The following is a 14,029-nucleotide window of genomic DNA, read 5'->3' as shown; positions in this document are numbered from 1 at the left end:
TCCTGATATTGTTATGAAAAAACCGGTTTACCTCGATTTTGCCGCCACCACGCCGGTGGATCCGCTGGTTGCCGAGGAAATGATGAACTTCCTGACCGCTGACGGGGTGTTTGGTAATCCCGCATCCCGTTCCCATGGCTTCGGCTGGCAGGCTGAAGCTGCTGTCGAACGGGCGAGGCGACAGGTCGCAAACCTGATTCACGCTGACCCGCGAGAGATTGTCTGGACCTCAGGTGCCACTGAATCAGACAACCTCGCGATCAAAGGCGTTATTGAAAGCTGCCGGGAGAGATTTGCGGAAAGCGGCGGCCAGGCCCATATCGTTACCTCCGTTATCGAGCACAAGGCTGTGGTCGATACCTGCAGATATCTGGAGCGGCAGGGCGTTGAAGTGACCTGGCTGAAACCGGCTGAGGATGGCCGCACTGCGCCGGAGCAGGTCAAGAAAGCACTGCGTGACAACACGGTTCTGGTCAGCCTGATGCAGGTGAACAACGAGCTTGGCTGCGTAAATGATATTGCCGCCACAGGTGCGATGCTGCGGGAGCGCGGCGTGGTGTTTCATGTTGACGCCGCCCAGGCCGCGGGCAAGCTCGAAGTCAACGTTGAGCAGCTGAATGTGGATCTGCTGTCGCTGTCTGCTCACAAGGTTTATGGCCCCAAAGGTATCGGTGCGCTCTATGTCAGGCGGGCGCCGGATGTTCGCGTTGTGTCCCAGATTCATGGTGGCGGGCACGAGCGCGGAATGCGGTCGGGCACACTGCCGACCCACCAGATTGTCGGTATGGGCAAGGCTTTCGAGATTGCCGGTCGGCACCTTGACGGTGAACGTGAGCACATCGAGGGTTTGCGGGCGCAACTTCTGGACCACCTTGCCGGGTTGAGGGGAGTGATGGTCAACGGCAGTGCCAGCCATCGTGTACCCGGCATAATCAATATATCTTTTCAAGGCGTCGACGCCGAGTCCCTGATGCTTGGCCTTCGTGATCTTGCAGTTTCCTCCGGTTCCGCATGTTCCTCTGCCACGGTCGAGCCCTCTTTCGTGCTGCGGGGCATCGGCCTGACTGACATCCAGGCCCGCCAGGCCCTGCGTTTCTCTCTGGGACGGTATACCACGTCCGATGAGGTTGAGTTTGCTGCCTCCAGGATTATTGATTCAGTGACCCGCCTCCGTGCAGTGCGGTAGGCAGTAGGCCCCGGACTGCGTATAATCCGAGCTCTGAAGGTCTATTGGATGTCAACTGGAGAGAAATCATGGCAAATGAGCGTACGCTCTCGATTATCAAGCCCGACGCGGTAGCAAAAAACGTGATCGGTGAAATCTACAGCCGTTTTGAAAAAGCCGGTCTGAGTATCGTTGCAGCAAAAATGATGCACCTGACTCAGGAGCAGGCCGAGGGTTTTTACGCCGAGCATAAAGAACGCCCGTTCTTCAACGATCTCGTTGCTTTCATGACATCGGGGCCAGTTGTCGTCCAGGTCCTGGAAGGCGAAGGCGCTATTGCCAAAAATCGCGATCTGATGGGCGCGACCAACCCGAAAGAGGCCGAGGCCGGCACCATTCGGGCGGATTTCGCGTCGTCAATTGATGCGAATGCCGTTCACGGTTCCGATTCTGCGGAATCTGCCGAACGCGAAATTGCCTATTTTTTCAACGACAATGAAATCTGCCCCCGGGGCTGATTGAGTCGTGCCGGGCCGGTGTTCTTACCGGTCCGTACTGGATATCTGATCGGGGTTATGTAATGACGGATGTTGTGGAAAAAACCAACCTGCTGGGGATGCCGAAAGCCAGGCTTGAAGCGTTTTTTGCCTCCCTGGGGGAGAAGCGTTTTCGCGCAACACAGGTGCTTCAGTGGATCCATCAGCGCGGTGCCGATGATTTCGATCAGATGACCAATATGAGCAAGGCGCTCCGGGAAAAACTCAAGGCGGTAGCCGAAATCCGTGGCCCGGAGGTCGTTCTGGATGAAGCCTCCCGGGATGGCACCCGCAAATGGGTGATGCAGATGGACAACGGCAGCAGCGTGGAAACCGTGCTGATACCCGATGGCGAGCGAGGCACGCTCTGTGTCTCTTCCCAGATTGGCTGTAGCCTTGACTGTACCTTCTGCTCCACCGGCAAGCGCGGGTTTAACCGGAATCTTACCGCGGCCGAGATTATCGGCCAGGTCTGGGTCGCGCGCAAAGCGTTCATGCCATTTGAACCCGGCCCGGACAGGCCGATCACCAACGTGGTGATGATGGGTATGGGCGAGCCCCTGCTTAACTTCGACAATGTTGTAGACGCCATGAATCTTATGATGGAGGATCTGGCCTACGGTATTTCCAAGCGGCGGGTCACGGTAAGCACCTCTGGCGTCGTGCCTGCAATCGACAGACTGGCGGAAGTGACAGATGTTTCACTGGCAATCTCGCTCCATGCCCCGAATGATGAGTTGCGTAACAAACTGGTGCCGCTGAACAGGAAATATCCGATTGCGGAACTGCTGGCGGCAACCCGCCGGTATTTCGCCCGGTTGCCTGACAAACGCAAGGCAACCATTGAATATACGGTGATTGAGGGTATGAATGATCAGCCTGAGCATGCTCGCGAGCTGTCCGTGCTGTTGAAGGATCTTCCCTGCAAAATCAATCTGATACCTTTCAATCCGTTTCCCGAGAGTGATTTTCGCAGGCCCAGCATGAACGCGACGCGGAGGTTTCAGAAGGTTCTGAACGAGGCAGGATATGTTGCAACGATCAGAACGACCCGTGGGGATGACATTGACGCGGCATGCGGTCAGCTGGTGGGAAGAGTTGAAGATCGTACCAGGCGCAGTCAGCGCTATATCCAGGTTCAGCAGGTGGCCCAATAGTGGCGGGCACCGCGTTGTGAGAGAGGTTTTGACGGTGACAGAGTATTCCACTCGTCGGATCAGTGTAGCGCTGATGCTGGCAGTTTCCCTGTTTTTGGCGTCAGGCTGCGTTACCACAACGGACAGTCGTTTCCAGCGTGTGGCCGACAGGGAACAGGCCGTAGCAGACTATGTCCGTCTGGCAACGGCCTATATCGGGCAGGGGAATACCGATCGCGCCCGGGTTCATCTGGACCGAGCCAAGGAACTGGCGCCGGAGAGCCCGGCCGTGCTGTCGACGATGGGTCTGCTTTATCAGGCTGACAGTGAGGACGAACTGGCAGAGCGCTCATTCAAGGCCGCGATAGCGAATGATCCGGGGTATACCCGCGCCCGTGTCTATTACGGGGCCTTCCTGTTCGGGAAAAACCGCTTTGAGGAAGCCCGGGACCAGTTCGCGGCGGCTTCCCGGGATACCGAATATTCTGACCGTGCGTCTGTCTTTTTCAATCTCGGTCGGTGTGAAGAAAGACTTGAAAACCATGAGGCAGCTGTCACCGCCTATCGCCGTTCGGTTGAACTTTCCCGCGGGGACGCGCGCTCACTGCTTGCCCTGTCCCGTAATCTGGTCGCCACGGGTGATTATGAGTCTGCAGAGTATTATTATGGCCGCCTGACAGGCTTGATGCAGAGGAATACCAATCTTCGCCACTCGCCGGAAAGCCTGATCACGGGCATCAGAATTGCCCGTCACGTCGGTGATCTCGATCGCGAGGCCAGTTTTGTGCTGCTGTTGAGGAATGATTTCCCGAACTCCTTAGAATATCAACAATACAAGGTGTTGAAAGTTGATGGACAGTGATGAGCCACAACAGTCTGCTGTCGGTGAACCTGCCGGTCAACAGCTGAAGCGGGCCCGGGAACAGCGTGGCCTGAGCCTGACCGATATTGCTGATGCCCAGCATCTCCGGGTTTCCGTTATTCAGGCCATCGAAGACGGAAAGCATGACCAGATCGATAGCGAGTTGTTTCTCAAGGGCTATGTCCGGGCGTATGCCGAACAGGTAGGTGCTGATGCAGATGCGCTGATCCAGTCTCTGGATCGCGAACTGGAACCGCTGCGAAAGGAAAGGGAAAAGCTGGCTCAGGAAGACCCACTGGCCGATATAGAGCGTCGGCGCCGGAAGAAACGCCGGTTGGCCAGAGTACTTGGTATTATTGTGGTTGCAGGCGCTGTTGCTCTGGCAGCCTGGAAACTGGTGATTGAACCGCGCATCGCAGATCGTCTTCCTGGTATTTCGCAACAGACCGAAAACGCCGGGGACCAGAGCAGCACCCAGTCAGACCCTGAGCCCGAGCCCGAGCAGAGCGTTACGCTGGTGGATGGCCCGGACCCGGTTGAACCCTCCGTGGATGCAGACAGTTCTCTGGATATTTCGCCGGACAGCACCGAACCAGTGGCTGATCCGGAGCTTTCAGACAATAGCGCGACGGTTACTGTGACCGGGGTTGAAAACACCACTGATGCACTGATCAGCCCTGAGCCTCAGGACAGCCCTGAACTGCAGGATAGCGCCGGCCCTGCCAGTCCCGAATCTGCAATTGATGTGGTGTCGCCGACGAGTGGACCCGACAACGCGCGGGACAGCGAGCGGGTTATCGCAGAGCCGGTAACGAGCGAACCCGCAGTTCAACCGGCCCCGGTCTTTGCCGAGAGTGCACAGCCCGAAGCTGTGGTGGCTCCGGTCCGGCTGGAAATCGATTTTATCTCGGACTGCTGGGTTCAGGTAACCGATGGTTCGGGCGAAAGGCTGGTGGCCTCGCTGCAGCGGGCCGGCGATCAGATCAGTGTCTCAGGGCGCGCTCCGATGAACGTGGTTATCGGAGCGGTCGACGCCGTGGATACCGTCAGATTTGCCGGCGAACAGGTGAATCTTGCCGAATTCCAGGTTTTCAACAACCGTACAGAATTCACGCTCACGCTGTAATATTTTTAATGACTTGCTGGTTTGAAGGCTATGAAACAGGAATCTCCAATCGTCAGACGTAAATCCCGCCAGATCATGGTGGGTGATGTGCCCGTGGGCGGTGATGCCCCGATTGCGGTCCAGAGCATGACCAATACCAATACCTGCGACGTTGATGCCACCGTGGCCCAGATCGTTGCCCTGCAGCAGGCCGGCGCCGATATCGTGCGGGTCTCGGTACCGGACATGGATGCCGCTGAAGCCTTTGGCAGGATCCGGTCCCGGGTTTCAGTGCCGCTGGTCGCAGACATCCATTTCGATTACCGGATTGCATTGCGGGTTGCGGAGCTGGGCGTGGACTGTCTGCGTATCAATCCGGGTAACATTGGCCGGGATGATCGGGTCAGCGCGGTCATCAGTGCGGCCAAAGACGGCAATATCCCGATTCGCATCGGAGTCAACGCCGGTTCCCTGGAAAAGGCATTACAGCGTAAATACGGTGAACCAAATGCTGATGCACTGGTTGAATCAGCCATGCGCCATATCGATATTCTTGACCGCCATGATTTTCAGGATTTCAAGGTCAGTCTGAAGGCGTCAGAGATTTTCATGACGGTTGAGGCCTACCGCAAAATCGCGAATCAGATTGAACAGCCTCTGCATCTGGGTATTACCGAGGCAGGGGGATTGCGGTCGGGAACGGTCAAATCCTCGATTGGTCTGGGTATGCTGCTGATGGACGGCATTGGCGATACCATCCGGGTATCCCTGGCCGCCGACCCGGTTGAGGAAATCAAGGTGGGCTTTGACATTCTCAAGAGCCTCCGGCTGCGCAGCCGTGGTATCAACTTTGTTGCCTGCCCCAGTTGTTCGCGCCAGAACTTCGATGTCATTCAGACCATGAATGATCTGGAAGCCAGGCTTGAAGATGTCAACACATCACTGGACGTTGCCATCATTGGCTGCATCGTGAATGGCCCGGGCGAGGCCAAAGTAGCGGATATGGGGCTTACCGGTGGCAGTCCGAAAAATCTGCTCTATATGGCCGGGAAGCCCAACCAGAAACTGGATAACGCCACTTTGACGGATGACCTGGAGCGCCTGATTCGCGAGCGGGTTGCCCGCAAGCAGGAAGAGGAAGAGTCGATCATTACCCGCTCGGTCGACTGATGGCCTGTCAGGAACTCATTTAAGGGAAAGGTTTTAAATTGGCTAAGATCCAGGCAATCCGCGGGATGAACGATATCCTGCCAGAGCAGTCACCGGTCTGGCAGTACGTTGAAGATACAGTGCGCCGGGTGCTGTCGCAGTACGGGTATCAGGAAATCCGTATGCCGGTGGTTGAACAGACAGAATTGTTCAAGCGCTCCATAGGCGAAGTGACAGACATCGTCGAGAAGGAAATGTACACCTTCGAGGATCGCAACGGTGACAGCCTGACCTTGCGCCCCGAGGGGACCGCCGGCTGCGTCCGTGCGGCCGAGCAACACGGGCTGCTGTTCAATCAGACCCGCAGGCTCTGGTACACCGGCCCCATGTTCCGGCATGAGCGGCCGCAGAAAGGCCGTTATCGCCAGTTCCACCAGATCGGGGTGGAGTGCTTCGGCATGGCCGGGCCGGACATCGATGCTGAACTGCTGATATTGACCGCAAGACTCTGGCAGCAGCTTGGCCTGGTCGAGCATACCCGGCTGGAAATCAATTCGATTGGTAGCGCCCAGTCCCGCCGCAACTTCCGTTCCGCTCTGGTTGACTATCTGTCTGATTACATTGAAGAGCTCGACGACGACAGCAAGCGGCGGCTGGAGTCCAATCCGCTGCGGATTCTGGACAGCAAGAATGCGCGGACACAGGAAATTCTTGAGCATGCGCCCGCCCTTGACGATTACCTGGATGAAGACTCCCGCTCCCACTTTCAGACTCTGAAAACACTGCTTGATGCTGCTGGTATCAGCTATACAATAAACCCCCGGCTGGTGCGGGGACTGGATTATTACGGCAAAACAGTTTTTGAATGGATAACTGACAGCCTCGGCGCCCAGGGCACGGTTTGTGCCGGCGGCCGCTACGACGGTCTGGTTGAACAGCTGGGAGGCAAACCCACGGTTGCGGTGGGTTTTGCAATGGGTCTGGAGCGACTGATTCTTCTGCTGGAAACGCTGGACCTGATTCCGGCCTCGGTCAATGGCAATGCCGACATTTATGTTACCGCCATGGGCGAACGGGCCATGGCTCCGGCGCTTGAGCTTGCAGAAGCGTTGCGGAGTATGCTCCCCGGTGCCGTGGTCATCAGTCATTGCGGCGGCGGCAGTTTCAAAAGCCAGATGAAAAAGGCGGACCGCAGCGGTGCCAGATACGCTATTGTTCTGGGCGAAAACGAACTTGCTTCCGACACGGTGGGGCTGAAGCCCCTGCGAACGGATGATGAGCAACGGGGTATCGGCAGGGCGGAACTGCCCACGGTTCTGAGGGATCTTCTGGCGTGAGACGGCCGGATTAACACCAGCGCCGGATAGAGCAGCACAAACACAAACACCTATAAGACAGAGTAACAGGCGGGAGTCACCATGGCAGAAATGCGTACGGACGAAGAGACAATCGAGGCCATCAAGGGATGGTGGAAGCAGAATGGCACATCACTGTTGATTGGCGTGGTCGCAGCACTGGCTATTGTTTTTGGCTGGCAGGCGTGGCAACAGCAACAGGTTGACTACCGCACCGAGGCAGCGTCCCAGTTCGCCAGCCTGATCAATGCGTACACCGATGAATCCGAGGAAAACCGCGCTGAAACCGTAGAGTTTGTCGCGAATAACCTGCGCGAGGAATATTCTGACAGTGCCTACGCAGTCTATGGAAGCCTGATACTCGCCAGGCAGCAGATGATGGATCAGGGCGACACCGAGGCGGCGATCTCAACTCTTGAATGGGCGAACAGCAAGGCAGATCAGGGCAAGCCCCTGGCGTTGATTATTCGTGGCCGGCTGGCACGGGCGCAATTTGATATTGCCGATTATGATGCGGCCCTGAAAACCATTGATGGTGCTTCCGGCGCGGAAAGCTTCGAGGCGATCTTCTCGGAGTTGCGTGGTGACATTCTGCTTGCTCAGGGTAACGCCGATGGGGCCCGGGAAGCCTATAAGAAAGCCCGTGAAAAGAGTGATGCAGAGCGCAGCGGCATCCTCGAGCTCAAACTGGCCGATCTGGGCGTCGGGGAGGCATCCTGATGCCGGTGCGGTCCCATATGGAACGGGCGAGGGCAAAGCTGGCCGGAATAATGCTTGGCGTCGCCCTGGTTGCTGGCTGCAGCTCCACTGATACGTTTGAGCAGCCAGCGCCGGTTCCCGAAGTGGTTTCCTCCGTGAAACTGCAGGAACTATGGGACATAGACATAGGCGATGGACATGACGGAAGTTTTCTGTACCTTGAACCACTTTACGCCGGCGACACGATCTACGCTGCCTCTGCCGATGGTATGGTTTATGCGGTTGAGCCTGCCACGGGTAAAGTGCGCTGGAAGCGGGATACCGATCAACAGATCATGGCAGGTGTTGGCGGTGACCGGGCGCTGATTTACCTGGTCACCCGCGACGCGCGCCTGTTGGCCCTGTCCCGGGAGGACGGCAGCGAACTGTGGAGTGCTGTCCTGCCCAATGAAGCACTGTCGGCTCCCGGGTCGAACAATGCGATGGTCGTGGTCCAGACTATTGACGGTAAGGTCCATGCTTTCAACACTGGTAGCGGTGAAAAACTCTGGCAGTATGACAGTGCTGTGCCGGCGCTTTCTCTTCGCGCCGCGGCTTCGCCACTGGTTGGCGCGGACCTGGTGCTGGCGTCTCTGGCCAACGGTCGATTGATGGCTCTTGATGGAGGGACCGGCCAGCCTGTCTGGCAGTATCAGGTGGGTGAGCCGGCAGGGCGCACCGAACTTGAAAGGCTGGTCGATGTAGCCGGGGAGCCCCTGATACTTGAAAATGCCGCCATGGTGGTTGGCTATCAGGGCAAATTGGCCCTGGTGGACATTCAGAACGGTCGGGAAATCTGGAGCCGGGCAGCGTCCAGCCTGCATTCGCCGATGATCGGTGATGGCAAGATTTTTCTGGCCGCTGCGGACGGCGATATCCTTGCCCTGCAGGGGCAGGATCGTCGCGAGCTCTGGCGTCAGGAGCAACTGGCCTGGCGTCAGCCCACCCAGCCCGTTGTCCTTGGTGATCACCTGCTTGTGGGTGACTTCGAGGGTTATATCCACATTCTTTCCATGGCAGACGGCTCTCTTCAGGGCCAGCTGATGTACGACCATGATGGTTTGCGGGTGCCGTTCAAAGTGATGTCGGATGACCGTCTGCTGGTTTACGGTAACGGCGGCGAAATGAGCGTTTTTTCTGTCCAGAAGGGCCGGGGAACGACTTCCATAAAGCGATCCAGCCTGAGATGACTCCAGTTATTGCTCTCGTCGGCCGGCCCAATGTCGGCAAGTCCACACTCTTCAATCAGATGACCCGTTCCCGGGACGCGCTGGTCGCGGATTTTCCGGGCCTTACCCGTGATCGTAAATACGGTGAGGGCAATTACGAGGGCCAGCGTTTCATTGCCATTGATACCGGCGGCCTGACCGGAGATGAAAAGGGTCTGGATGCAGAAATGGCGCGCCAGTCGATGCAGGCCGTTGAAGAGGCCGATATCATCCTGTTCATGGTGGACGGCAAGGCGGGTCTGAATGGTGGTGATGAGCTGATTGCCGAACAGCTCAGGAAAACCGGCAAGCGTGCTCATCTGGTGGTGAATAAAACCGATGGCCAGGATCCTGACATTGCTGCGTCCGATTTCCATGGCCTGGGCTTTGATTCCGTTTTTCTTGTTGCAGCCTCCCATAACCGGGGCATCCGCTCCATGCTGGAGCTTTTGCTGCCCGGTATTGAAGAAGGCGAACAGCAGGACCGCGCCGATCAGTACCCGGGCATCCGGATTGGCATTGTCGGACGTCCCAACGTTGGCAAGTCAACCCTGGTCAACCGTATGCTCGGCGAAGACAGGGTCGTGGTGTTCGATATGCCGGGCACTACCCGCGACAGCATCTATATTCCCTACGAGCGTCACGACAGGCAGTACACCCTGATTGATACTGCCGGTGTCCGGCGGCGCAAGAATGTCAGTGAAGTTGTCGAGAAATTCTCGATCATCAAGACCCTCAAGGCCATCGAAGATGCTCATGTGGTGATCCTGGTAATTGATGCCCGGGTAGGTCTGGTTGACCAGGATCTGCACCTTATCGGCTTTGTGCTGGATGCCGGTCGTTCGCTGGTGATTGCCGTCAACAAGTGGGACGGAATGGATCCGGAAGACCGGGCGAAAGTGAAGGAACAGGTTGCCCGCCGCCTCGACTTTCTGGATTACGCCGACAAACACTTTATTTCTGCTCTTCATGGCTCCGGTGTCGGGGTCATGTACGAGTCTGTTGAAGCCGGCTACGAATCCGCGATGGCGAAATGGCCGACCAATCGGCTCACGGCTATTCTGCAGGACGCAATCGCGCAGCATCAGCCTCCGCTGGTGCAGGGTCGGCGGATCAAATTGCGTTATGCTCACCAGGGCGGGTCAAATCCGCCGGTTGTTGTTGTCCACGGTAACCAGGTGGATTCGTTGCCGGGCGCCTACAAGCGTTATCTGGAAAATACCTTCCGCAAGGTCCTTAAAGTCACCGGGTCTCCTATCCGGTTCGAGTTCAGGTCGGGAGAAAACCCTTACGCCCACAAGGTGGACCGACTGACTCCGCGTCAGAAGGTCAAGAAAGATAACGAACACAAGCAGGGGCGCATGCCGCCGAAGAAAAAACGCCAGAAAAGCCTCAAGCGTTAGTGCCTTCAGCCTGTTTTGCCTGCACGGCGGTGAGGGCAATGGTAAACACAATGTCCTCCACCAGCGCGCCCCGCGACAGGTCGTTAACGGGTTTGCGCAGGCCTTGCAGCATCGGGCCGATGCTGACCACATTGGCGCTGCGCTGGACGGCTTTGTAGGTGGTGTTGCCGGTGTTCAGGTCGGGAAAGACGAATACCGTGGTTTTGCCCGCCACCCTGCTGTCGGGAGCCTTGCTTCTGGCCACGCTTGCGATGGCAGCAGCGTCGTACTGAAGGGGCCCGTCAATCAACAGTTCGGGCCTGCGTTCCCGCGCAATCCGCGTGGCTTCCCTTACTTTATCCACGTCCTCGCCACGGCCTGATTCGCCGGTGCTGTAACTGATCATGGCGACCCGCGGCTCAATGCCGAAGGCTCTGGCGGATTCGGCGCTCTGAATGGCAATATCCGCCAGTTCCTCGGCATCCGGATCCGGGTTGATTGCACAGTCGCCATAGACCACCACCTGTTGCGGAAGCAGCATAAAGAATACGGAGGACACCACCTTCGCCTGGTCGTGGGTTTTTATAAGTTGCAGGGCCGGGCGCACGGTATTGGCCGTAGTGTGAGTTGCGCCGGAAACCAGCCCGTCAGCTTCATCCAGCGCTACCATCATGGTGCCCAGAACCACGTTATCCTCAAGCATGGCTTCGGCCAGATCCCGCGTCAGGCCCTTGTTTTTGCGAAGTTCGACCATGGGTGAAATGTAGCGCTCACGCACTTCGACCGGATCGATGATTTCGATGTCCTCCGGTAACTCGAGATCCTGGGAACGGGCAATACGCCGGATCTCCGACGCATCACCGATCAAAACGCAGCGGGCCAGCTTGCGCTGATGGCAGGTAACCGCTGCCTCGACTGTTCGCGGTTCGCTGCCTTCCGGCAGAACGATACGCTTATTGGCAGCACGGGCAGACTCTGAAAGCTGATAGCGAAATGCAGGCGGAGAAAGCCGGTTCTGACGCTCCACCCTGAGATGTTGCTTCAACCAGTCAGTGTCTATGCGGGTGGCTATCGCTTCCATCGCCTTTTCGATACGTTCGGGGTCATCAATGGGAATGGCTGATGACAGGTTGGCCAGCATCTGGGCTGTCCCGAAGGTATTGGTATCGGAACTGATGACCGGAAGCCCGGTTTCCAGCGCGCGATGACAGAGATCGATCACCCGCTGGTCCGGCATGAGTCCACCGGTGAGTATCAGGCCAGCCAGTGGCACTCCGTTGAGTATCGCGAGCGCTGCGGTAACCAGAATTTCCTCGCGGTCCCCGGGGGTCACCAGCAGGGTCCCGGGCCTGAGTGTTTCGATCATGTTGCGGATACTGCGCGCGCACATACTGACTTTATGAACCCGCCGGGCCTGCATATTGCCTTCGCTCAGCACCGGCAGCCCCAGTTCCCGCACAATGTCAGAAACCCTTGGCGCAAGAAGTTCGGGCTGCCAGGGTATTTCACCGATCAATCGGAACCGGTCCTCGCTGAACACCCTGCACTCGGTCCGGTAATCAACCCCGGGAGCGCTGGTCTGGTTGCCGCCGGGAGGGAGTTGAAGCCCATATAGCTCGGGTTTGCCAACCATATTGAGAATGACCCCGATCACATCCGGGTCGTTGGGATCGGCGAACAGACGTGATGAGAATTCCAGCTCTTCATCCATCTGCTCTGCATCCATGTTTTTCGGCGAGCTGACAAGGATGACGTGGGAGCCCAGGTTGCGGGCAACTTCCACGTTCAACCTGGCGATATAGGCTTCGGTTCGATCAGGGACCAGGCCTTCAATAACAACGACATCAAATTCCCTGGCTACTTTCTGGTACTCTCCGACAACTTTTTCCAGCAGATAATCCGACTCTCCCCGGTTCAGCAGTTGTTGTGCTTCTTTCAGAGGAATCGGGTCTGGCGGGGACAGATGACTGCTGGTCCGGGCAAACGCCACCGATGAATCCTGGCCATTGTTATGGCGGACTTCTGCGCGGTGGATAGCCTGGCTGAAGGGTTTGTAGAAACCAACACTGACACCTACCCGCTCCAGCGCCCGCAGCATGCCAAGGCAAACCGAGGTAAGGCCGGAGTCCATTGAGGTAGGTGAAAAAAAAAGGCTCTTTGCCATGACTGTAGTCCTGATTATGAATGTTGGTCAGCGGGTTCCGGCCTGCCCGCCAGTCGCGAAGCTTCCTGTGCTATGACCAGTTCCTCGTCAGTGGGGATCACCAGAATCGGGAACCGGGAGTCAGGGCTTTCGATCCTGCCATCGCTGAAGCTGCCATGGTTCTTGTTAAGATCGGTGCCGATGGCAAATCCCATCAGGCCCAGATGGCCGATGGTTTGCTGTCTGATCCGGGCACTGTTTTCGCCGATTCCGCCGGTAAAGACCAGGGCATCCAGCCGGGCAAGGGATGCCATCATGGCCCCGATATACCGGGCCAGGCGGAAGCAGAACACCTCAATGGCTGTTTTCGAGGGTTCGTGGCCATGATCAGCAAGTTCACACAATGACCGCATGTCGTTGGTCTGGGCTGAAAGTCCCAGCAGACCGCTCTGATGATTCAGGACCTGATGGACTTCTTCGGCGTCAACGCCTTTGCTGCCAAGAAAGTCAAACAGACCCGGGTCCACATCTCCGCTCCGGGTGCCCATGACCAGGCCTTCAAGTGGGGTAAGTCCCATACTGGTGTCGACACTGACACCTTCGCTGATCGCGGTGATGCTGCAACCATTGCCAAGATGGGCGGAAATCACGGAGGTGGTTGCCGGGGTTCTGCCCAGCAAGCGGGCGGCCTCGATTGCCATGAAAGCATGACTGGTGCCGTGAAATCCGTAACGGCGAACACCCCAGTCCCGGTGCCAGGATCGGGGAACCGCATACAGATAGGCCCGTTCCGGCAGCGTCTGATGAAAGGCCGTATCGAATACCGCGACCTGCTGAACGCCGGGAAACAACGCCCGGGTCGCCCGGATGCCGCAGAGGTTGACCGGATTATGAAGGGGGGCGAGTTCGGCACAGTCGTCGATGGCCTTTATCACGTCATCATCAATCACCACGGCCTCGTGGAAGGTTTCGCCGCCGTGAACCACCCGGTGGCCGACAGCTGCGGGCCTTGACGCCATCAGTTCAAGATTCTGGAGCGCGCTGACTATTGCTTCCAGTGCCTGTTCATGGGATGCGTCAGGCTTCAGGGCAATGCCCTCGTCGTTGCCGCCGATGCGGGCACCCGCGTCTTTTGTGTTCAGACGCTCCGCAGCAGCAGATGCCAGCTTGCTGAGGTGATGGTCAAATAACGAAAGTTTCAGTGATGAGCTGCCGCAGTTAACGACAAGTATGGTATCTTCCATGGCGTT

12 protein-coding genes are annotated in these 14,029 nt (G+C 57.4%); 10 read left to right on the top strand and 2 right to left on the bottom strand.

All coding sequences use genetic code 11. The features are described 5' to 3' along the window. The first annotated feature begins 13 nt into the window (after positions 1 to 13). From VJ956_RS03750 to der, 10 genes are all read left to right on the top strand, one after another. The gene (locus tag VJ956_RS03750; RefSeq protein ID WP_324081794.1) at positions 14 to 1,186 is read left to right on the top strand and encodes an IscS subfamily cysteine desulfurase; all 1,173 of its coding nucleotides are present in this window, start codon (positions 14 to 16) and stop codon (positions 1,184 to 1,186) included. Between the two features lie 68 nt (positions 1,187 to 1,254). Continuing rightward, the gene (ndk, locus tag VJ956_RS03745) at positions 1,255 to 1,683 is read left to right on the top strand and encodes a nucleoside-diphosphate kinase (RefSeq protein WP_324081792.1); all 429 of its coding nucleotides are present in this window, start codon (positions 1,255 to 1,257) and stop codon (positions 1,681 to 1,683) included. A 62-nt stretch (positions 1,684 to 1,745) separates the two neighbouring features. After that, a complete protein-coding gene (rlmN, locus tag VJ956_RS03740) occupies positions 1,746 to 2,858 on the top strand; it encodes a 23S rRNA (adenine(2503)-C(2))-methyltransferase RlmN (protein ID WP_324081790.1) in 1,113 nt (370 codons plus the stop codon). A gap of 34 nt (positions 2,859 to 2,892) precedes the next feature. Beyond that, entirely contained in the window at positions 2,893 to 3,699 is an 807-nt protein-coding gene (locus VJ956_RS03735; protein ID WP_414674373.1) for a tetratricopeptide repeat protein, read from the top strand. Further along, complete coding sequence (locus VJ956_RS03730; RefSeq protein WP_324081837.1) at positions 3,689 to 4,825, top strand: RodZ domain-containing protein; 1,137 nt, start codon at positions 3,689 to 3,691, stop codon at positions 4,823 to 4,825. Before VJ956_RS03735 ends, VJ956_RS03730 begins: the two co-directional genes overlap by 11 nt. A gap of 30 nt (positions 4,826 to 4,855) precedes the next feature. Then, positions 4,856 to 5,974, top strand: coding sequence for a flavodoxin-dependent (E)-4-hydroxy-3-methylbut-2-enyl-diphosphate synthase (ispG, locus tag VJ956_RS03725; protein WP_324081788.1), 1,119 nt, complete (start codon positions 4,856 to 4,858; stop codon positions 5,972 to 5,974). A gap of 38 nt (positions 5,975 to 6,012) precedes the next feature. Next, the gene (hisS, locus tag VJ956_RS03720; RefSeq protein WP_324081786.1) at positions 6,013 to 7,290 is read left to right on the top strand and encodes a histidine--tRNA ligase; all 1,278 of its coding nucleotides are present in this window, start codon (positions 6,013 to 6,015) and stop codon (positions 7,288 to 7,290) included. Between the two features lie 81 nt (positions 7,291 to 7,371). Continuing rightward, on the top strand, positions 7,372 to 8,028 hold the full coding sequence (locus tag VJ956_RS03715) for a YfgM family protein (protein ID WP_324081784.1): 657 nt from the start codon (positions 7,372 to 7,374) through the stop codon (positions 8,026 to 8,028). 17 nt (positions 8,029 to 8,045) lie between these two features. Beyond that, on the top strand, positions 8,046 to 9,236 hold the full coding sequence (gene bamB / locus VJ956_RS03710) for an outer membrane protein assembly factor BamB (RefSeq protein WP_324081782.1): 1,191 nt from the start codon (positions 8,046 to 8,048) through the stop codon (positions 9,234 to 9,236). Continuing rightward, a complete protein-coding gene (gene der / locus VJ956_RS03705) occupies positions 9,233 to 10,657 on the top strand; it encodes a ribosome biogenesis GTPase Der (RefSeq protein ID WP_324081780.1) in 1,425 nt (474 codons plus the stop codon). The genes bamB and der overlap by 4 nt, the downstream gene beginning before the upstream one ends. Here the strand turns inward: der and pta are convergent. Then, complete coding sequence (gene pta, locus VJ956_RS03700) at positions 10,647 to 12,800, bottom strand: phosphate acetyltransferase (protein WP_324081778.1); 2,154 nt, start codon at positions 12,798 to 12,800, stop codon at positions 10,647 to 10,649. The two genes, der and pta, sit on opposite strands and share 11 nt — an antisense overlap. Positions 12,801 to 12,814: 14 nt before the next feature. Further along, positions 12,815 to 14,023, bottom strand: a complete 1,209-nt coding sequence (locus tag VJ956_RS03695; RefSeq protein ID WP_324081776.1) for an acetate kinase — start codon at positions 14,021 to 14,023, stop codon at positions 12,815 to 12,817. Between the last annotated feature and the right edge of the window lie 6 nt (positions 14,024 to 14,029).

This window comes from Marinobacter sp. (assembly GCF_035268745.1).
Taxonomy (GTDB): domain Bacteria; phylum Pseudomonadota; class Gammaproteobacteria; order Pseudomonadales; family Oleiphilaceae; genus Marinobacter.
The sequence above is the reverse complement of the archived record's forward strand: the minus strand, read 5'-3'. Positions and strand labels throughout refer to the sequence as shown.

What these genes read in the sequence shown, in the direction of transcription:
- VJ956_RS03695 (WP_324081776.1), bottom strand. Translation starts at nt 14,023, where the DNA reads ATGGAAGATACCATACTTGTCGTTAACTGCGGCAGCTCATCACTGAAA.
- VJ956_RS03730 (WP_324081837.1), top strand. Translation starts at nt 3,689, where the DNA reads ATGGACAGTGATGAGCCACAACAGTCTGCTGTCGGTGAACCTGCCGGT.
- ispG (WP_324081788.1), top strand. Translation starts at nt 4,856, where the DNA reads ATGAAACAGGAATCTCCAATCGTCAGACGTAAATCCCGCCAGATCATG.
- rlmN (WP_324081790.1), top strand. Translation starts at nt 1,746, where the DNA reads ATGACGGATGTTGTGGAAAAAACCAACCTGCTGGGGATGCCGAAAGCC.
- der (WP_324081780.1), top strand. Translation starts at nt 9,233, where the DNA reads ATGACTCCAGTTATTGCTCTCGTCGGCCGGCCCAATGTCGGCAAGTCC.
- ndk (WP_324081792.1), top strand. Translation starts at nt 1,255, where the DNA reads ATGGCAAATGAGCGTACGCTCTCGATTATCAAGCCCGACGCGGTAGCA.
- pta (WP_324081778.1), bottom strand. Translation starts at nt 12,800, where the DNA reads ATGGCAAAGAGCCTTTTTTTTTCACCTACCTCAATGGACTCCGGCCTT.
- VJ956_RS03750 (WP_324081794.1), top strand. Translation starts at nt 14, where the DNA reads ATGAAAAAACCGGTTTACCTCGATTTTGCCGCCACCACGCCGGTGGAT.
- VJ956_RS03715 (WP_324081784.1), top strand. Translation starts at nt 7,372, where the DNA reads ATGGCAGAAATGCGTACGGACGAAGAGACAATCGAGGCCATCAAGGGA.
- bamB (WP_324081782.1), top strand. Translation starts at nt 8,046, where the DNA reads ATGGAACGGGCGAGGGCAAAGCTGGCCGGAATAATGCTTGGCGTCGCC.